The organism is Nocardiopsis eucommiae, assembly GCF_965344335.1.
Lineage (GTDB): Bacteria > Actinomycetota > Actinomycetes > Streptosporangiales > Streptosporangiaceae > Nocardiopsis > Nocardiopsis eucommiae.
Window position 1 is genome coordinate 90,757 of sequence record NZ_CBDRIY010000013.1, and the last position, 18,154, is coordinate 108,910.

General features: G+C 71.3%; 22 protein-coding genes. 6 read left to right on the forward strand and 16 right to left on the reverse strand.

Going from position 1 to position 18,154, the window contains the following annotated elements:
• The first annotated feature begins 8 nt into the window (after positions 1-8).
• Positions 9-515, forward strand: a complete 507-nt coding sequence (locus ACRWK8_RS10655; protein WP_431869924.1) for a DinB family protein — start codon at positions 9-11, stop codon at positions 513-515.
• 3 nt (positions 516-518) lie between these two features.
• Here ACRWK8_RS10655 and ACRWK8_RS10660 read toward each other — a convergent pair whose 3' ends face one another.
• The 4 genes from ACRWK8_RS10660 to ACRWK8_RS10675 form a co-directional block, all read right to left on the reverse strand.
• On the reverse strand, positions 519-728 hold the full coding sequence (locus ACRWK8_RS10660; RefSeq protein ID WP_378740358.1) for an LbetaH domain-containing protein: 210 nt from the start codon (positions 726-728) through the stop codon (positions 519-521).
• A 32-nt stretch (positions 729-760) separates the two neighbouring features.
• Positions 761-1,204: a pyridoxamine 5'-phosphate oxidase family protein gene (locus ACRWK8_RS10665; protein WP_378740360.1), complete on the reverse strand. Its 444-nt coding sequence runs from the start codon at positions 1,202-1,204 to the stop codon at positions 761-763.
• Positions 1,205-1,282: 78 nt separating this feature from the next.
• On the reverse strand, positions 1,283-2,071 hold the full coding sequence (locus tag ACRWK8_RS10670; protein WP_431869927.1) for a phosphodiesterase: 789 nt from the start codon (positions 2,069-2,071) through the stop codon (positions 1,283-1,285).
• Positions 2,072-2,120: 49 nt separating this feature from the next.
• Complete coding sequence (locus ACRWK8_RS10675) at positions 2,121-3,089, reverse strand: aminoglycoside phosphotransferase family protein (RefSeq protein ID WP_431869929.1); 969 nt, start codon at positions 3,087-3,089, stop codon at positions 2,121-2,123.
• A 76-nt stretch (positions 3,090-3,165) separates the two neighbouring features.
• Here ACRWK8_RS10675 and ACRWK8_RS10680 point away from each other — a divergent pair, with 76 nt between their 5' ends.
• Positions 3,166-3,927 carry a class I SAM-dependent methyltransferase gene (locus ACRWK8_RS10680; RefSeq protein WP_378740366.1) on the forward strand — a complete coding sequence of 254 codons (762 nt, stop codon included), beginning with the start codon at positions 3,166-3,168 and terminating at the stop codon, positions 3,925-3,927.
• Positions 3,928-4,221: 294 nt separating this feature from the next.
• Here ACRWK8_RS10680 and ACRWK8_RS10685 read toward each other — a convergent pair whose 3' ends face one another.
• Positions 4,222-4,845, reverse strand: a complete 624-nt coding sequence (locus tag ACRWK8_RS10685; protein WP_378740369.1) for a nucleotidyltransferase domain-containing protein — start codon at positions 4,843-4,845, stop codon at positions 4,222-4,224.
• Positions 4,842-5,681 (reverse strand): TetR/AcrR family transcriptional regulator, encoded by an 840-nt coding sequence (locus ACRWK8_RS10690; RefSeq protein WP_431869932.1) that lies wholly within the window; start codon positions 5,679-5,681, stop codon positions 4,842-4,844. The genes ACRWK8_RS10685 and ACRWK8_RS10690 overlap by 4 nt, the downstream gene beginning before the upstream one ends.
• Before the next feature lie 82 nt (positions 5,682-5,763).
• Here ACRWK8_RS10690 and ACRWK8_RS10695 point away from each other — a divergent pair, with 82 nt between their 5' ends.
• Positions 5,764-8,043, forward strand: a complete 2,280-nt coding sequence (locus ACRWK8_RS10695) for an ATP-binding cassette domain-containing protein (protein WP_431869934.1) — start codon at positions 5,764-5,766, stop codon at positions 8,041-8,043.
• A gap of 82 nt (positions 8,044-8,125) precedes the next feature.
• Here the strand turns inward: ACRWK8_RS10695 and ACRWK8_RS10700 are convergent, their stop codons facing one another.
• Genes ACRWK8_RS10700 through ACRWK8_RS10710 form a run of 3 tightly spaced genes read right to left on the reverse strand, consistent with a single transcriptional unit; the run spans position 8,126 to position 11,925 of the window.
• Positions 8,126-9,622 carry an NCS1 family nucleobase:cation symporter-1 gene (locus tag ACRWK8_RS10700; protein WP_378740493.1) on the reverse strand — a complete coding sequence of 499 codons (1,497 nt, stop codon included), beginning with the start codon at positions 9,620-9,622 and terminating at the stop codon, positions 8,126-8,128.
• A 32-nt stretch (positions 9,623-9,654) separates the two neighbouring features.
• A complete protein-coding gene (locus ACRWK8_RS10705; protein ID WP_431869936.1) occupies positions 9,655-11,154 on the reverse strand; it encodes an NCS1 family transporter in 1,500 nt (499 codons plus the stop codon).
• Between the two features lie 24 nt (positions 11,155-11,178).
• On the reverse strand, positions 11,179-11,925 hold the full coding sequence (locus ACRWK8_RS10710) for an aspartate/glutamate racemase family protein (protein ID WP_378740377.1): 747 nt from the start codon (positions 11,923-11,925) through the stop codon (positions 11,179-11,181).
• 111 nt (positions 11,926-12,036) lie between these two features.
• On the opposite strand from ACRWK8_RS10710, the gene ACRWK8_RS10715 reads away from it, so the two are divergent.
• Positions 12,037-12,699 (forward strand): helix-turn-helix domain-containing protein, encoded by a 663-nt coding sequence (locus ACRWK8_RS10715; RefSeq protein ID WP_431869938.1) that lies wholly within the window; start codon positions 12,037-12,039, stop codon positions 12,697-12,699.
• 37 nt (positions 12,700-12,736) lie between these two features.
• On the opposite strand, the gene ACRWK8_RS10720 is transcribed toward ACRWK8_RS10715, so the two are convergent.
• The gene (locus tag ACRWK8_RS10720) at positions 12,737-13,108 is read right to left on the reverse strand and encodes a winged helix-turn-helix transcriptional regulator (RefSeq protein ID WP_378740382.1); all 372 of its coding nucleotides are present in this window, start codon (positions 13,106-13,108) and stop codon (positions 12,737-12,739) included.
• 81 nt (positions 13,109-13,189) lie between these two features.
• Here ACRWK8_RS10720 and ACRWK8_RS10725 point away from each other — a divergent pair, with 81 nt between their 5' ends.
• Positions 13,190-13,600 (forward strand): RidA family protein, encoded by a 411-nt coding sequence (locus tag ACRWK8_RS10725; protein ID WP_378740384.1) that lies wholly within the window; start codon positions 13,190-13,192, stop codon positions 13,598-13,600.
• A 52-nt stretch (positions 13,601-13,652) separates the two neighbouring features.
• Here the strand turns inward: ACRWK8_RS10725 and ACRWK8_RS10730 are convergent, their stop codons facing one another.
• Both ACRWK8_RS10730 and ACRWK8_RS10735 read right to left on the reverse strand, forming a co-directional pair.
• Positions 13,653-13,907: a hypothetical protein gene (locus ACRWK8_RS10730; protein ID WP_431869941.1), complete on the reverse strand. Its 255-nt coding sequence runs from the start codon at positions 13,905-13,907 to the stop codon at positions 13,653-13,655.
• A gap of 16 nt (positions 13,908-13,923) precedes the next feature.
• A complete protein-coding gene (locus ACRWK8_RS10735; RefSeq protein ID WP_431869943.1) occupies positions 13,924-14,964 on the reverse strand; it encodes an AsmA family protein in 1,041 nt (346 codons plus the stop codon).
• 276 nt (positions 14,965-15,240) lie between these two features.
• Here ACRWK8_RS10735 and ACRWK8_RS10740 point away from each other — a divergent pair, with 276 nt between their 5' ends.
• Positions 15,241-15,783, forward strand: a complete 543-nt coding sequence (locus tag ACRWK8_RS10740) for an NUDIX hydrolase (RefSeq protein WP_378740390.1) — start codon at positions 15,241-15,243, stop codon at positions 15,781-15,783.
• A 164-nt stretch (positions 15,784-15,947) separates the two neighbouring features.
• Here the strand turns inward: ACRWK8_RS10740 and ACRWK8_RS10745 are convergent, their stop codons facing one another.
• The 4 genes from ACRWK8_RS10745 to ACRWK8_RS10760 all read right to left on the reverse strand — a co-directional run bounded on the left by ACRWK8_RS10745 (position 15,948) and on the right by ACRWK8_RS10760 (position 18,133).
• On the reverse strand, positions 15,948-16,553 hold the full coding sequence (locus ACRWK8_RS10745) for a class I SAM-dependent methyltransferase (RefSeq protein WP_378740392.1): 606 nt from the start codon (positions 16,551-16,553) through the stop codon (positions 15,948-15,950).
• A gap of 109 nt (positions 16,554-16,662) precedes the next feature.
• Complete coding sequence (locus ACRWK8_RS10750) at positions 16,663-17,322, reverse strand: class I SAM-dependent methyltransferase (RefSeq protein ID WP_378740395.1); 660 nt, start codon at positions 17,320-17,322, stop codon at positions 16,663-16,665.
• Positions 17,323-17,348: 26 nt separating this feature from the next.
• Positions 17,349-17,711 (reverse strand): fluoride efflux transporter CrcB, encoded by a 363-nt coding sequence (gene crcB, locus ACRWK8_RS10755; RefSeq protein ID WP_378740397.1) that lies wholly within the window; start codon positions 17,709-17,711, stop codon positions 17,349-17,351.
• Positions 17,708-18,133 carry a fluoride efflux transporter FluC gene (locus ACRWK8_RS10760; RefSeq protein WP_378740399.1) on the reverse strand — a complete coding sequence of 142 codons (426 nt, stop codon included), beginning with the start codon at positions 18,131-18,133 and terminating at the stop codon, positions 17,708-17,710. Before ACRWK8_RS10760 ends, crcB begins: the two co-directional genes overlap by 4 nt.
• Positions 18,134-18,154: the final 21 nt, after the last annotated feature.

The following is an 18,154-nucleotide window of genomic DNA, read 5'->3' on the forward strand; positions in this document are numbered from 1 at the left end:
CGCGGATCATGAACGATCCCCGCGTCGACCCGCCCTTCGTCACCGACGAACGCACCATGCTGGAGAACTGGCTGGAGTGGCACCGGCAGACCCTCGCCGTCAAGTGCCAGGGCCTCACCGACGAGCAGCTGCGCGAACGCTCCACTCCGCCCTCGCCGATGAGCCTGCTGGGACTGGTGCGGCACATGGCCCACGTGGAGCACATGTGGTTCCGCGTGGTCCTGGCGGGAGAGCAGCCCCACTCACCGATCAAGGAGCCCGACAACCCGGACGGTGACTTCCTGGACGTCGACACCGCCTCGGTCGAGGAGTCCTTCGCGGTGTGGCGCTCGGAGATCGACGGCGCCCGGCGGGCGTCGGCCGGGCTCTCTCTCGACTCCGTCGGTAAGAGCCAACGGCACGGCGAGGACTGCTCCCTCCGGTGGATCCTCGTCCACATGATCGAGGAGTACGCCCGCCACAACGGCCACGCCGACCTCATCCGCGAGCGCGTCGACGGGGCGACGGGGGAGTAGCCCTCAACCCCGGACGCCCCGGGCGACCGCCGCGAGGTCGGCGGGTGCGCCGCCCATGATGAGGGCGGCGTGTTCGGTGACGGCCTCGATCGGCCGGTCCCACCAGCGGGCCTCCAGCAGCAGCGCCACGTCCGGCTCCGGGAACCGGGAGCGGACGTGGCGCGCCGGGTTCCCGCCCACCAGCGCGTAGGGTGCGACGTCTCCGCCGAGCACGGTGAACGGGTAGGTCGGATCGTCTCCCGCGTTCAGGAGAAGGTCTTGGACAGGTCCTTGACGACGGTGCGCTCGGGCACGAAGCGGACCAGGCGGGCGTCGTCGGCGAAGTACCGGAAGTCGGGGTGCCACGTGGTCTCGTCGTCGCCCAGGTATCGGCGGAGCTTGCGTCTGCTCAGCGCGGGGTCGAAGGGCACCACCTCCGCGACGCCGCGCATGATCACCTGGAGGAACTCGTGTCGTTCCAGGTCACAGGTGTCCACCACCACCGCCGTCCGCGGGTCCCGCTCCAGGTGCCGGGCCATCACCGCGTACTCGCCGGTGATCCACCACAGGACCCCTCCCTCCCGCAGGAACCAGACCGGCCGAACGGTGGGCGCCCCGGAGGCGTTGACGGTGGCCACGCGGGCCACCAACGGCCGGGAGAGGAAGGCGTCGACGTCGAAGGGGTGCTCGGGCTGAGGGGTGTCGGTCATGCATCCAGACTAGGGACCAGGCGGGCACGGTGACGGTAGGGGAGCGGCCGCACCGTCCGGTGGACGAGGCGCCGACGGTCACGGGTTCACGACGTGGTTGACCTGGACGGTGTGGGTCACCCAGCCGTGGTCGGTCTGCTGGTGCAGCAGGAACGCCGTGGGCTCGGGAGCGAATCCCGGCGGACCGTCCGAGTCCCTCTGGAGGGGGCTCTGCAGGTACGTGCTCGGGGCGGTGGAGAGCACGCTGCCGCCGAAGCCGGTGGCGGTCTGGCGGTGCACGTGTCCGGCCAGGACCCGCGCGACGTTCGGGTGGTGGGCCACCACCGCCTCCAGCTCCGCGCCGTCGTCCAGCCGCATCCCGTCCTGGAACGGGAGGCCGAGGGGGACCGGCGGATGGTGGACGCACACGAGGGCCGGGACCTCCGGCCGACGGTCCAGGACCGTGTCCAGCCAGTCCAGCTGCTCGGAGCCGAGCAGCCCTCCGGGAGCTCCCGGGACAAGGGAGTCCAGGACCACGAGGGTGAGCTCGGGATACTCCACCAGGTAGTGGGCGCTCTCGCCCCCGCCGAGGTGCTCGCCGCCACCGAAGGCGGCCACCAGGTTCTCGCGGTCGTCGTGGTTGCCGGTCGCCAGGAACAGGGGGAGCGGGAAGCCGTCGACGATCTCACGGAGGAGGTCGTACTCCTCCGGGGCACCGAGGTCGGCCAGGTCCCCGGAGATGACCACGCAGGTGGGAGGCGGGTTCAGGGTCAGTACCTGGGCGAGCGCCCGGCTCAGCCCGGCGGCGGGCGCGGCGGCACCCGCCGCCAGGTGGGGGTCGCTCAGGTGCGCGACCGAGACGGAGGTGGATCCGGAGGAAGGGGTCATGACGGACACAGTGCCCCAGCGGACGCCTCGCGGGCAACAGGGTTGGCTGTCAGCCGCTCAGTCGGTCGGGGCCGGGCGGGTCGACGGTGAAGGGTGTGGCCCGCCACTGGTCGACGGCCGGGTTCAGGAACCCGGCCAGCACGGGCAGTTTCGGCACGAGTTCGAGGGCGGCGACGACCCGCAGGGCCCCCACGGCGTTCACGAAGGCCAGTACGTCCCGGTCGAGCTCACGCGTGCCGACGCGGCGGGCGCCCCGGTCGTAGGCGGCCTCCAGCTCGGGGCCGAGCGCGGCCAGGTCCCACTCCACCGGTCCCAGCGACACCAGTTCGAAGTCGGCGTGACGGTCCCCGTCCAGGGCGGAGAAGACGTTCGCGGGCGGGGAGTCACCGTGGATCGGCTGGAGTCCGATACCCGGGTAGGCCCGCTCGAACGCCTCACGTGAGGCGGCGATCGGCTCCAGGACGCGCCACTGGTCGCGGGCCCGGGCCAGGTCGTGCGGGGAGATGAGGTCGGGGCTCTCCTCCAGCCGTTCCAGGGCGGCGGTGAGGGAGGGCGGTTCGGCCGCGCCGAGGAACTCCAGCTCTCCCGGGTAGTCACGCAGGGCGGCGTGCAGCGCGGGGACGCTCTCGGCGTTGGCGACGTAGTCGGGCTCCTCGCCGCGCCTCTCCTCGACGTACTCCCAGAACGTGATGGAGAGGCCGTCGCGCTGGACGGGCTCGCACGGCACCAGCGGACTGGGCCGGAGCACCGGGGTGCCCTGTTCCGACAGCCACCGGGTGACGTCCAGTTCCGCGCGCTGGCGGGCGGTGACGGAGTCCACGGTCACCGAGTCCGGCAGGACGGTGGGGACACGGGCCACGACCGGTGCGGGCGCCAGGTGGACGACCACGGAGAACAGGTCGTGGAGCACGCGCGGGTCGGTCACGGTGAGTCCGAGGTCGCGCCCGGCCCCGACGACGGCGCTCACGGCGTCGGAGGTGCGCTGGGCCAGCTGTTCAGGGGTGAGATAGGCAGTCACGGGGCGATGATTCCACGTCGGGGCACCAGGGAGAAAACCTTTGCCGTCGTCCGGAGTCGCCCGCCAGAATGGCCGGATGGTCGACCGACACTTCTCCGCCCCGGAACTCGCTGACCTCTACGACTCCTTCCACCCCTGGCGGAGCAGTCCGCAGGACGACTTCTACCTCGACCTCGTGATGGGCGCCCGCTCCGTGCTGGACGTGGGTTGCGGAACCGGGAAGATCCAGCGTGTGGCGCGCGAGCGCGGGCACACCGGCCGCCTGGTGGGCCTGGACCCGGCCGACGCGATGTTGGAGGTGGGCCGCCGGGACCGCGACGACGTCGAGTGGACCCTGGGCGACCTGGTCTCGGGCCCCCGCTCCAGGGCGGCGGGGCCGTTCGAGGACGCGTTCGACCTGGTGATGATGTCCGGGCACGCCTTCCAGGTGTTCACCACCGACGAGGAGGTGCGCGCCAACCTGGCCGCCGTGCGGCGTGCGCTCACCCCTGACGGACGGTTCGTGTTCGAGACCCGCAATCCCGCCTATCGCGCCTGGGAGGCCTGGGTTCCCGAGCGGGCGCGCACGGTGCGCGGGCCGGGGGGCCGGGACGCGACCCGCGTGCACCGGCTGCGCGAGGTGGACGGCGAGCTGGTCACCTTCACCTCGGACCACCTGGTCGAGGGGTGGTCGGAACCGCTGGTCAGCCGAAGCACGCTGCGGTTCCTGGACGCTGACCGCCTCAACGGCTTCCTGGTCGAGGCCGGGTTCCGGGTGACCGCGCAGTACGGCTACTGGGACCGGAGCCCGCTCACTGACACCAGCATGGAGATCATCACCTTCGCCCGCCCCGCCTGAGAACGCGGGTCCGAGGGCGGGGGCGCGGCGGCACCGGTCTCGCGGTCCGCGAGCGCACGCCCGAGGACACACTGGCCGTCGCGGAGGCGTTCCAACCGGCTGAGCGATGACCGTCCGCGGGGCCTCGGTACCCGGGGGCGAGGCGGGGCGGGATACTGGAGGCCGAGCGACCCCACGAGGAGGCGTCCGTGTTCTTCTTCTACAGCAGCCGCCTGGGCTGTGTGACCTCCCTGCTGCTCTCGGCCGGACTGACCCTGCTGGTGCTCTACCTGCTCGGCTGGATCTAGGGCTCCCTCACGGGCTCTCCCGGCCCAGGCGCGGCAGCCACGGATGGCGGGCCCCGTGGGCCCGTGCCAACGCCCGGGCCAACCACCGGCGCTGGTCGGTGTCGAGGACGGGCAGTACGGCGGTGAGGTCCCGCTCGTCCTTGGGTCGCGTGCCCCTGGCCTTGTACAGGAGCTGGACCTCCGGGGTCAGGTAGGGCAGCCCTTCCCCGGTACGCCGTCCCAACCTGGACAGGGGGAGGGTGATCCGCGCGTCCCGGCGGTAGGTCCAGCGCTCGCCCACGGCGTCGTCGAGCATGAACTGGAGCCGCCAGGGCGCGGCGGGGCCGGGGCGGCACCACAGGTCGTGGACGGCCTCGGGCAGGGTCTCGCCCGCGTGCCAGGGGCGGAGCGTGCCGGGTGGGTCCGCCGCCCACCACTCCCAGTCGGGGAGCGCCTCCCGGACGGTGTGCTGGTCACGGCGGAGCAGCAGCACGTCGGTGTCGGCGTGTTCCCGGAACCGGTGGCCCACGGCGAACGCGACGGCGTGCCCGCCCGCGATCCACCACCGCGCCCCGACCCCGGAGAACAGCGTGGCGACCGCTTCGGGCGGCAACGGGTCCCAGGGGGCGGCGGGGTCGGCGGCGGAGCTCACGCCGGAGTGTCCGAGGCGGCGGCGATGCGGCCGCCCACGCCGTCCAGCAGGGCGTCCAGGCCGAACTGGAAGGACTCCCGCGCCTCCTGCTCGAGGTACGGCGCAGTGGAGTCGGCGTTGTCGAAGGCCCCCTGCTCCGTCATCAGGGTCAGGGTGGGGAAGCGCTCGGAGAAGTCGTCGACGATCTCCTCCAGCTGCGCGGAGCGCGCGAACCACCACTGGTCCTCCGGCTGTCCGGTGACGGCCTCGGCCTGGCGGGCCTCGGCGGCGGTGCGGACCATGCCCCGGACCAGGTTGACGATGCTGTTGTAGGCGCCGCCGACCGCCTTGGCGGGGAGTCCGGCGCCGTACAGCACCGTGGCCAGGGACTCGAAGAGCCGGTACTCGTGGGGGCCCAGCACCGGGCGGGCCGCGGAGATATCCAGGGTCCAGGGGTGGCGCAGGTAGAAGCGCCACAACTGGCCGGACCAGGCCAGGACCTCCTCGCGCCACTCCGTTCTGTCGGTGCCCGCGCCTAGGCTCGCGGGACCGGTGGTCTCCTCCCACTCGCGGACGAGCTCGGCGAAGGAGTGGTCGTACATCAGGTCGACGAGTTCGTTCTTGCTGGCCACGTAGGTGTAGAGGGACATGGCGGTGCGGCCCAGGCGTTCGCCCACGGCACGCATGGACAGGGCCTGCAGACCCTCGGCGTCAGCGACCGCGATGGCGGTCTCCACCACCAGGTCCACGCTGAGCTGGGCGCGGGGGCCGGGCCCGGTGCGCTCGGGCGGTTCGTGGTCGCGCCACAGCAGCTGCATGGAGCGACGGGGGTCACCCTGCCCGGCGTAGACAACCACTTGCATCTCCTTATGGAATAAACTAACGTTCGCTGGCTGTTAGTTTACCGCATAAGGCTTTCCGAGGACCCTGAGGAGCAGCTTGTCTTCCGAACCCACCACCCTGGCGGACACCCACGACACCATCCAGGTCCGAGGGGCCAGGGAGAACAACCTCGACAACGTCTCCGTCGACATCCCCAAGCGGAGGCTGAGCGTGTTCACCGGGCTCTCCGGCTCGGGGAAGTCCTCGCTCGTCTTCGGGACCATCGCCGCCGAGTCCCAGCGGTTGATCAACGAGACCTACACCGCCTTCCTCCAGTCCTTCATGCCGAGCGTGGGCCGCCCCGACGTCGACGCGCTGCGCAACCTCAGCGCCGCGATCATCGTGGACCAGGAGCGCATGGGCGCCAACGCGCGCTCCACGGTGGGCACCGCCACGGACGCCCACGCCATGCTGCGCATCGTGTTCAGCCGGGTGGGCACCCCCCGCCTGGAGCCGGCGAGCGCGTTCAGCTTCAACAACTCCGAGGGTATGTGCCCCGAGTGCGAGGGGCTGGGCCGCACCAACCAGATCGACGTCGAGGAGCTCTACGACCGGAACCTCTCCCTGAACGAGGGCGCCATCACCGTCCCCGGGTTCGCCGTGGACAGCTGGTACTGGCAGATCTTCACCACCTCGGGGCTGCTGGACCCGGACCGGAGGCTCCGTGACTACTCCGAGGAGGAGTGGCACAGCCTCCTCCACCAGCCCGTCACCAAGGTGAGGGTCGGCAACAGCAACCTGACCTACGAGGGCCTGGTCCCCAAGATCAAGCGGACCTACCTGGCCAAGGAGCGCGAGAAGATGCAGACCGGCATCCGCGCGTTCGTGGACCGCGCCGTGGTCTTCTCGATCTGCCCCGAGTGCGAGGGGACCCGGCTCAACGCCGCCGCCCGCGAGGTGAAGGTCAACGGGCGCACCATCACCGAGTGCGCGTCCATGCAGATCAGTGACCTGGCGGCGTTCGTGCGAGAGATCGACGACCCCTCGGTGAAGCCGCTCGCGGACACCCTCGGACACACCCTGGACTCGCTGGTGGAGGTCGGCCTCGGGTACCTGAGCCTGGACCGGGAGTCGGGCACCCTGTCCGGCGGGGAGGCCCAGCGGGTCAAGATGGTCCGCCACCTGGGCTCCAGCCTCAGCGACATCACCTACGTCTTCGACGAGCCCACCGTGGGCCTGCACCCGCACGACATCGAGCGGATGAACACCCTCCTGCTCGGCCTGCGCGACAAGGGGAACACCGTGCTGGTGGTCGAGCACAAGCCCGAGACCATCGCCATCGCGGACCACGTGGTGGACCTGGGTCCGGGCGCCGGTCCCACCGGCGGCACCGTCACCTACAGCGGTGACGTGGCCGGTCTGCGCGCCTCCGGCACGCTCACCGGGCGCCACCTGGACCACAGGGCGCGGCTGCGGGAGGAGGTGCGGACCCCCAACGGGACCATCCCCATCCGGGGGGCCAGCACCCACAACCTGCGGGACGTGTCCGTGGACGTGCCGCTGGGCGTGCTGACCGTGGTCACCGGGGTGGCGGGCTCGGGCAAGAGCTCGCTGATCCACGGAGCGCTGCCCGGTCGCGAGGGCGTGGTGGTCGTGGACCAGTCCGCGATCCGCGGGTCGCGCCGCTCCAACCCGGCCACCTACACCGGCCTGCTCGACCCCATCCGCACCGCCTTCGCCCGCGCCAACAAGGTGAAGCCGTCCCTGTTCAGCGCGAACTCCGAGGGCGCATGCCCGGAGTGCAAGGGCGCCGGGGTGATCTACACCGACCTGGCCATGATGGCCGGGGTGGCCACCACCTGCGAGAAGTGCGAGGGGCGCCGGTTCAGGGCCGAGGTCCTCGAACACAAGCTGCGCGGGAGGGACATCAGCCAGGTGCTGGCCATGTCCGTGGTCGAGGCGCGCGAGTTCTTCTCCTCGGGCAACGCCCGCGTCATCCTGGACCGGATGTACGACGTCGGCCTCGGGTACCTGGGCCTGGGGCAGCCGCTCACGACGCTGTCCGGCGGGGAGCGCCAGCGGCTGAAGCTGGCGATCTCCATGGCCAGGAACGGTGCCGTGTACGTTCTGGACGAGCCGACCACCGGGCTGCACCTGGCCGACGTGGACCGGCTGCTGGCGCTCATGGACCGTCTGGTGGACGCCGGCAACACGGTGGTGGTGATCGAGCACCACCAGGCGGTGATGGCCCACGCCGACCACGTGATCGACCTCGGTCCGGGGGCCGGTCACGACGGCGGCCGGGTGGTCTTCGAGGGCACCCCGGCCGAGCTGGTCGAGACGGGGGATACCCTCACCGCCCGTCACCTGCGCGCCTACCTGGGCCGCGAAAGATAGCCGACGCCGGACGTGGGTCGGGCCCACCACCGGAGCACCTCCGGTGGTGGGCCCGACCCGTGTGGGGTCCCGACGCCGTGGCTCAGGACGCCGCCGGGTCACCCCTGCGGGCACGGGCGATCACGTAGTGCAGGGTGCCGCCCAGCAGGGCGCCGAAGATCCACACGAACCCGGACCAGGACGCGAGGGCGGGCAGCCACACCGCCGTCACCGAGAACACCGAGGCCAGGCAGAAGGCGGACAGGGCACGCAGGTTCCAGCCCCGGGTGAAGTAGTACTCCGCACCGGGGTCGGCCGAGTACAGGGCCGCGAGGTTCAGGCGCTGGCGCCGCAGCAGGTAGTGGTCGGCGACGATGATGCCGTACAGCGGGGCCAGGACGGCGCCGAGGGTGTCCACGAACGACGCGATACCGATGTTGTCGATGTAGGCCACCCACAGGGCTCCCACCACGAAGCCCACCGAGGCCGTGATGAGGCCTCCCGTGCGGGCACTGATGACCGAGGGCGCCAGGTTGGCGAGGCCGTACGCGGGCGGGATGAAGTTGGCGACCAGGTTGATGCCCACGGTGGCGACGAAGAAGGTCAGCGCCGCCACCACGGTCAGCCAGATGTTGTCCACGCGGGCGACGATGTCGGCCGGGTTGGTGAGCGCCTCCCCGTACAGCACCGAGCTTCCGGCGGTGATGACCAGGGTGAGGAAGGAGAACAGGGCCAGACTGACCGGCAGCCCCCACAGGTTGCCGCGCCGCATGGCGCGCTCGGAGCGGGCGAACCGGGCGAAGTCCCCGTAGTTGACGACCACCGCCGCGAAGTAGGCGACCATCGTGCCCACCACGGCCGAGAAGGCCGCGATCGTGCCCCCCGGGTAGTCACCGTCCCCGGCGAACACGGTACCGAGCTCGGACAGCAGGTCGCCCCCGGCCATCGCCCACAACGCGATCATCATGGCGATCATGACCGCGTACACCGCTGGTCCGGCCCAGTTCAGGAACACGCCGATCGACCTGATGCCACGGCTGAACAGCGCCAGCTGGACCACGGCCACGATCACGTAGGAGATCCAGCCCACGGCGGACAGACCGAGGAAGGTGCCCTCGGGGCCCGGGCCGAACAGGGCCGTGATGAGCAGGGCCATCGCCGTGGAGGCGAAGTAGGTCTGGGCCCCGTACCAGAACATGGCGGTGATGCCCCGGATGAGCGTGGGGAACTGGGTGCCGTGCACACCCATGCTGGCGCGGGCCATGACGGCGTAGGGGATGCCGTAGCGCACGCTCGGGCGGCCGACGAGGTCACAGAGGAACATGACGATGAGTCCGGCCAGGATAATCCCGGCGAACACCGCCCAGCCGTTCAGGCCGTAGGAGATGAAGAGCGTGGCGGCCAGCGTGTAGCCGAACAGGCTCTGGATGTCGTTGGTCCAGACGTTGAAGATCTCGAAACCGCCCCAGCCGCGCCGGCTCCGGGGCACGGGTGCGAGGTCGTCGTTGTGCAGCGAGGGGTCGGGGGAGTGGAGGGTGAGGTCGGTGCCGTCGGGGCCGACCGCGGAGTCGGCGGGCGAGGGGGACGCGGTGTCGCTCATGGGGATCCTCAAGGGGGTGGGGGCCGGGCGGGTCAGATGTCGGCGCGGCGGCCCCTCTCCGGCAGTTCCTCCATGGCCAGACGGCGGAAGGTGCCCGCGTCGGCGTCGTGGACCCAGCTGCGTCCCACACTGGTGGCCAGGTAGGCGTCGCTCGGGTCGTCGATCTCCGCCTGCGGATGGCGGCGCAGGATCCAGCCGCGCATCAGGACCAGGTAGAGCACGAAGGCGACCGGGAACCCGATGACGTAGGCGTAGTCGGGCTGCCACAGGGACACACCCGAGGCCCCGAACCAGGCGATGAGCGCGGCCGGGTTGAGCCCCCTCGCGTACCGGTACTGGCCGTGGGGGTCGTACAGGGCGGGCACGTTGAGACGACGGCGGCGCAGCAGGTAGTAGTCGCAGATCATGATCCCGGCGATGGCCGCGATGAAGCCGCCGTAGTAGCTCAGGAAGGTGAACAGGTTGTCCAGCAGCAGCCAGGGCATGACGGCGGTGCCGACCACCCCGGCCAGCACCACGCCCGAGCGGTAGGACAGGTGGGGCGCGGCGGCGTTGACGAAGTTGAGCGCCGCGGGCACGACGTTGGCCGCCGTGTTGGTGGACCACTGGGCCAGGACGATCATCAGCAGCAGGACGCCGAGTACGAGGCCCGTGCTCTGCCCCTGGATGACGTCGACGGGGTTCCACTCCCCGGTGACGATGAAGGAGACCGCGCCGATGAAGGAGATCCAGGCCTGCATCATCGGCAGGGCCACGAAGTGGGCGGTGAGGACCGCCCGGTTGCGGCGCAGGAAGCGGCGTTCACCGGGGGCGGTGCGCACGAAGCGGGTGATGCTCGGGATGTCCACGGCCAGCGGCGCCCACACGACCATGTTGATCAGGAAGAACGCCACCAGCGACAGGTCCCCGCCGGAGGCGAAGGTCCAGATGTTGGTGCCCTCCAGGTCGGCCACACCATCCAGCGTGTAGTACATCCAGATCGAGATGGCCAGGATGCACGGGGCGGCGACGGAGGCCAGGCGTTCGACCGCCTTGATGCCGAGGGCGACGTTGGCGATCTGCACGGCCAGGAACAGGGCGTACCAGAGCGGCCAGGAGGAGAACCCGGTCCAGTACTCCACGAGGCCGTTGATGGCCAGGGCCCCGATGTAGGTCTGGATGCCGAACCAGCAGGCGGCCACCACCCCGCGCGAGACCGAGGGGATGTGGGTGCCGATGGTGCCGAAGGGAGCGCGCAGGAACACCGCGAAGGACAGGCCGTGCTCGGTGCCGATGTCGGCGGTGAGGGTCATGATGACGGCCAGCGCCATGGTGGCGGTGAGCACCACCACCATGACCATGGGCAGGGAGAGCCCGCCCTCGACGCCGTTGGCGCCGTACTGGAAGGTGACGATGACGATGGCCAGGGCCACCCACATCCAGACGAAGCCCAACAGCGAGATGGGGCGCTGGTTGAGCCAGGTGGGCAGGATCGACTCTTCGAGCAGGTGGTTGTTGGGCGGGACGCTCTGACGGGGGGTGGAGGTGTCCATGGGCCTGTGCTCCTCCGGAGGGGGTCAGGGGTGGTGGGGAGTTTCCAGTGCGGGGCTCAGCGGCCAGTGGGTGACGCTCTTGGGGCGGGGCGCGGCGAAGGTGCGGACCCGGCTGGTGGTGAGGCCGAGGCCCACCAGGGACTCGGCCAGGGCGACCGCGCTGGTGAGGCCGTCCACGACCGGCGCTCCCGCGGTGTCCTCGGGGGTGAGTTCCATTCCGGCCATGCCGCCGCAGCCGAGGACGATCACCTCGGCTCCGTCCCGTTCGACGGCGGCCCGGGCCTGGTGGGCCACGGCACGCGCGGCGGCGGTGGGGTCGCTCTCCAGTTCGAGGACACCGAGGCCGCTGGCGCGCACCGAGGCGCAGCGGGTGTGGAGTCCGGCCAGGGTGAGGCGGTCCCGGATCATGGGGACGGTCCGGTCCAGGCTGGTGACCACGGAGTACCGGTGGCCGAGCAGACAGGCGGTGTGGGCCGCGGCCTCGGTGATGTCGATGACCGGGGTGGGGCAGAGCTCCTGGAGGCCCTCCTTGCCGTGGTCGCCGAAGCCCGCCTGGATGACGGCGTCGTAGGGGCGTTCGTAGGTCATGACGCGGTCCATGACGGCCACGGCCGCCAGGTGACTCTCGAAGTTGCCCTCCACCGACTCGGGGCCGAAGCGCGGGGTGAGCCCCTCGACCTCCGTACCGGGCCGGGCGACGGCGCGGGCCTGTTCGGCCAGGGCACGGGTGATGGCCGTCGAGGTGTTGACGTTGACGATCAGGAGGCGCATGCGGTCCCTTCGCGAGCCGTGCGGGGGGTGACCCCGCCCACGATTGAAGCTATTACTTCAGTATCGTTAAAGCCATGACTTCACAAGACCGGCATCTATACTTAACGCGCCATGGCTGACTTCACCCAGAACCCCGCGCCCCCACGGTTCGACGAGCGCAGGATCGGTGAGCGCATCCGCGAACTGCGCACCGCGCGCGGCCTGTCCCTGCGTGAGCTGTCCGGGCGGCTGGAGATCAGCGCGAGCGCGCTCTCCCAGATCGAACGCGGCAGGATGCGCCCCTCGGTGACCCGGCTGTACCAGATCATGGGCGAGCTGAACGTGCCCATGGCCGCCGTGTTCAGCCCCGAGGAGAGCGCCCCGGCGGCGCCCGACGCCTACACGACCCCCATGGGGGAGGCGCCCGGTCCGCGCTGGGAGCCCGGGGACACCGCCGTGGGCCGCGTCGCGGTGACCCGACGGGACGAGGCGGCCACCCTGGAACTCGGCCACGGGGTGCGCTACCGCCGCCTGACCCCGGGGCCGGTCCCGGGGATGAACTACTTCGAGTCCGTGTACCCGCCCGGCTCCTACTCCAGCCAGAACGCCGAGTACGTGCGGCACCGGGGACACGAGATCGGCAACGTCGTGAGCGGGGTGCTCACCGTGGACGTCGGGTTCGACACCTACGAGCTCCGGCCCGGCGACTCGATCACGTACCCCTCCACCACCCCGCACCGGATCTCCAACCAGGGCGACAGCGACGCTGTCGCCGTCTGGCTCAACCTGGACTGACGGGCGCTCGCACGAGGGTCGGCGCCACCCGGAGTGCTCAGGGCAGTTCGTCGAACCTCGCCCGGGCGCGCTCGACGTCCGGCATGGTCTCGGTGGTCCAGCGCAGGAGCGCGTCGACGAGGTCCTGGAGGGTCCTGCCGAGGGAGGAGATGCGGTACTCCACGGCCAGCGGCCGGGTGCTCACGACGACCCGGTCGACCATCCCGTTGCGCTCCAGGCGGCGCAGGGTGGCGGTGAGGGACTTCTGGGTGATGACGGGGATCGCGCGGCGCAGGCCGTTGAAGCGCAGGGGCTGCTCGCAGAGGCAGTCCAGCACCTGGAGCGACCACTTGTCGAGCGTCTGGTCGAGGAGCTCGCGGTGTTCGGCGGTGATCTGGGGGACGGGCTGGGCGGGCGTGGTTTCCGGCATGATACCTGGTCTCGTTGAAGTTCCCTTTGGGCACCTAGTAGACATGGGATACCTGCCAAACGCCAACCGGAGGAACCTTCCATGACCGTGCAGCTGCTCTCCCCCGAAGGCCTGTTCCAGCCCGTTCCCTACCACCACGTCGCGGTCGGCACCGGCAGCCGCCACGTGGTGGTGTCCGGCCAGATCGCCCGTGACGGCGACGCCAACCACCTGGCCACCGGCGATCTCACGGGTCAGGTCGAGATCGTCCTTCGCCACACCGCCCGCGCGCTCGCCGGGGCGGGGGCGACCTTCTCCGACGTCGTGCGCCTGCGTTTCTACGCCGTCGACTGGAAGCCGGAGAAGGCCGAGGCCTTCATGAAGGGCATCGAGAACGTCACCGAGGAACTGGGGCTTCCGACCCCGCTTCCGCCCACGTCGCTGATCGGTGTGAACTACCTCTGGGAGCCCGACGTCCTCGTCGAGCTGGAGGCCGACGCCATCCTGGACTGACCCGTGGGTGGCCCCGCCGCACCGAGCGGGGCCACCCCGTCGGAGTCGCGGCTCAGCCCTCCTCGGGTTCGTCCTCCTCGGGCCGCACTCGGCTGGCGAGCCGGTAGTCGACACGAACGTCCTCGTAGACCTTCCCGGGCTCGACGGGCCGGGGAACGCCCGATCGGTCACTGCCCGCCGTACCCTCCGACCGGGGGCTCGCCCGGTGGCGGGACTCGACGTCCGGCACCTCGTGGAACGTCAGCTCGCTCGCGGTGACGGACGCGCCGATCTCCACGTCGTACTCGGGTTCCCTCCGGCTGCCCATGGTGATCACCTCCGATTCACCGGTCGGCCTCGCCACCGGAACGCCTCACCGTGTCACCGGCCCATTTCGCGGCGCTGCCCAACACGTTCGCGGCCGTCCGTGCGGCTTCCCCCGCGCTCTTCGCGGCGGCCTCCGCTCTCTTCGCCGCCGCCTCCACGGACCTCACCGCATCGTCGGGGAGCGAGCCGGTGTCCTCCGCCGGGTCGTCGTCCGTGTCGTCGGACCCTCGGGCCTCGTCGGGCGCCTCGTCCTCGATGTCCGGGTCGGGCTCCTCCGACGCCCCATCGTCATCGCCGGATTCGTCATCCTGTGCGACGTCCCCGACCGTGCTCGCGGCGTCGGAACCCGCGTCCCGGGCGGTGTCTCCCGCGACCTGGCTCACGTCCTCGACCGTGCTTCCAGCGCCCGAACCGACATCCTCGACGGCACCACCGGCCCCAGAACCGACATCTTCGACCGCGCTTCCAGCGCCAGAACCGACATCCTGGACCGTCCTCGCGGCCCCGGAGCCAACGTCCCTGACGGCGCTTCCAGCGCCGGAGCCGACGTCCTCGACCGCGCCACCGGCACCCTCGCCCAGGGCTCCGACGGCCCGGCCCGCGCCGCCGCCCACCTCATCGAGGGTGGACTCCACGCCGCGCGCCACGTGTTCCAGCACCTCCGGGTTCGTGTCGACGGTGTGCAGGACCCGGGCGATGATCTCCCGAACGTTGTCGAGCCTGACCTTGAGCAGGGCCTCGGCCTCGACACCCTTGATGTTCAGGTGGACGCGGCCGAGTCCGACGTCGGCTCCCACCTTCAGCTTGAGGAGGTCCAGCACCTCGGCCTGGAGCGAGACGGAGGCGACCAGGTTGTCGACCTCGAGGTCGATCTCGTCGACCCGCAGATTCGGGACCTCGAGAAGGACGTCCGTGTCGCTGCCCGCCACCGGGCTGCCGTCCGGTTCTCGGCGCGGCTCCGGAACGGCCTCCGCGCCCACACCCTCCGGTTCCAGTTCCTTCGAGGCACTCGCCGCGTCCTCGTACGTGCTCGCTCCGGTCTTTGGAGTGTCTTCCACCTTTCCCACAACCTTCCACGTGGCTGGGCACACCCAGCGTTCTCAGCGCCCTTCCAGGGGGTGTCATCGCACGGTCGGCCTCGGTCGCGGACTCCTGCCCGGAGTGTTCCGCCGGTCACCGTTGTGGGGTCGATGAGAGCGTGTCCGCCCCATGTACCCGACGCGCGCTCCGGGAAACTGTTCCCCCTGCTCAGAGGTGGTTTTCCTGGTGGATCGGGGGCGGGAGGACACCACGGCTCTCGGGCCGCACCGGGTCGCCGCGCGATACTGGGCCGCATGACGACTTCATCCGGTTCCCCACCCGTGCCGTTCACCCGGATCAAGATCCGTGTGGGGGCGCTGGTGTTCTGCGGCGACGAGGTGGCGCTCATCCGGCGCGACCGGCCCGGGTCGGTCCACTACACGCCACCCGGCGGCAACGTCGAGCCGGGCGAGGACCTGGACGTCGCACTCCGGCGCGAACTGGCCGAGGAGCTGGACCTGCGACCGCACCAGTCCACCCCGCCGCAGCTGCTGTGGGTGGTGGACCAGCGCGTCAGCCGCCCCGGGCCGACGCCGCCACCGCGCAAGCTCCACCTGATCCACCGCCTGCACGTCACGCCCGAGGTGCGCGACGTGTTGGCCGTGGAGGAGTACGACGAGCAGCCCGGAGGAGGGCACGAGATCGGCATCGTGGAGTGGGTCGACTACCGGAGCACCGCCGACCTGCCGATCTTCCCGCTGATCGGCCCGGCTCTCGCGGCGCTCCCGCACCCGCGCGCGGTCGTCGCCGACGCCGCCCTGCCAGCGGTGACCGACGACGACTACGTGTGGGTCTGACCCTCCAGGACCTTCTGGGGCACGTCCCGTTCCCCGACGAGCCACGCGGCGATCTCGGTGTGGGACCGGGAGGCTGCGCCCCAGGCGTCCAGCAGCGTGAGCCAGGCGTCGCAGTCGCGGCCGGTGGCCTCGGCGACCCTGGCACCGGAGACCCGGTCACGGGGTCAGCGCCGTGCGCGGTGGGCACGCAGGACGGTGTCGTGGGTGTGGTGCGACCCCGGGGGAGCGGGGGACACCCGGGCCCGGGTCTCGTTGACGGTGACGGTCCAGTCGGCATCCAGGAGCCGGGCCACTTCGGCGGGCTGGTAGTAGTCGGCGGGGGCGTGGCCGTCGTCCAGCCGCTCGGGCAGCGGGGTGATGTCGTGTCCGACGAAGAGGAGGGTGCCGCCCGGGGCGACCGAGGCGAGCAGGGCGCGCAGGGCGGTGTGCTCGGGCTCGCGCGGGAGCGGGAAGTAGTGGACGGTCACCAGGTCGAAGGCGCCGACCGGGGGCGGCGCCGTGGTCAGGTCGCCCTGCTTCCAGGAGACCCGGTCCCGGACGTCGGTGCTCGCGGCGGCCGCGCGGTCGAGGGCGACCCGCGAGATGTCGACTCCGGTGACCAGCCAGCCCGCGCGGGCCAGCCAGAGGGCGTCTCCGCCCTCGCCGCAGCCCACGTCGAGCGCCTGGCCCGGCGGGAGGTCGGCCAGCTCGGTGACGAGGACGCCGTTGGGCTCGCCGCTGAAGAGCCGCGTCCGACCGCCGTACCTGTCGTCCCAGAACTGCGCGTCCATGTTCGTGCTCCTTGGTGATGGGGTGAGGAGAGGTCCGCTGACCCTTCCGCCACCAAGGTGACCCCGGAACGAGGTGGGGGGCAAGAAACTTTGCCGGAACGGCAAACGCTCAGGCGGGGTGGTCGTACACGAGGGTGTGCCGCCAGAAGAGGCGTCGGCGCACACGGGCCCCGGGCAGCTCCCGGGCGGCCACCGCGCGGATCCGGTCGAGGGTCCATTCGGGTTCTCTGGTGGGGGCGCGCATGTGCGGGGGCGGCTCGGTGGCGGCGCCCGGGTGCCTGACCAGGCCCACCAACGGGTTCAGGACGGCGGAGACCAGTCCCGTGAGGTGGTCGGCCGGGTCGCCGTCACGGTGGCAGCCCACGACCACCAGCCGACCGCCGGGTGCCAGGCTCGCGCGCAGCTCCCGCAGGGTCGCCTCCAGCGGCAGGTGGTGCAGGACCGCCACCAGGGTGACGGCGTCCCAGCGCCGGTCGGGGTCGCGTTCCGCGAAGCCCGCCCGCATGACGGTGATTCCCGGATCGTCCGCGAACCGCCCCCCGGCGAGCGCGGCGGCGGCCGGATCGGGCTCCAGGCCCACGACCTCGTCCACGCGCCGACGCAGCCGCGCCAGCAGGTTTCCGGTGCCGCAGCCCACGTCCAGGACGTCGCGCGCACCGCTGGCCGCGACGCGGCGCACCACCCAGGGTCCCAGACGGTCGTTGTGGCTCCACGGATGCCGTTGGTTGAGGCGGTCCAGCCAGGTGGTCACCGGCGTCAGGGAAGGCATACCGACACAGTAGTGACGAGCGTCAGTCAGCCCAGGAGTGCCCCGGCCACGGTCAGTCCGACCCAGGCGGAGCCCACGCCCAGGCACAGGTGCGCCAGCACGTTCACCAGGGCGCGGCCGCGGGAACCGGTCCGGGAGAGCTGCACCGTCTCGTAGGCGAACGTGGAGTAGGTGGTCAGCGCCCCGCACAGGCCCACACCCAGGAGTGCCGACAGCTCAGGGGACAGGGGGAGCGCCAGCAGCGCGCCCAGGGCCAGGCTGCCGACCACGTTCACCACCAGGGTCCCCCAGGGAAAGCCCTCCCCGAACCGGCGCTTGAGCTCCAGGTCCACGAGGAAGCGGACGGGGGCTCCCACGGCCGCGCCCAGGACGACCATCAGCGCGCTCACGGGTTGCGCCCTCCTCCGTGTGTGAGGAACCGGTGGGCCAGTGACGAGGCCGCCCAGGCCGCGGTGAGCGCCCCCGCCAGGGTGAGGAGGAGGTAGACCAGCGCGACCTGCGGGGCGCCCCGTTCGAGGGCCGTGACCACGTCGGTGGCGTAGGCGGAGAACGTGGTGTAGCCGCCGAGGAACCCCACTCCCCAGAAGGGGCGGACGAGGCGGTTCCCGGGCCAGCGGTGCACGACCAGTTCCATGAGCAGGCCGATCAGCAGGCTGCCGGTGACGTTGACGGCCAGGATCGTCCAGGAGACCCCGGAGGCAGCGGGCGGCCAGAGTACGTCCAGGGCGTGGCGGCTCAGGGCGCCCAGGGCCCCACCGGCGGACACCGTGGCGACCAGGGGCAGCAGCGGCCCCCGTTCGGAAAGGGACATGGGGCCATTCTCCACCCGCCC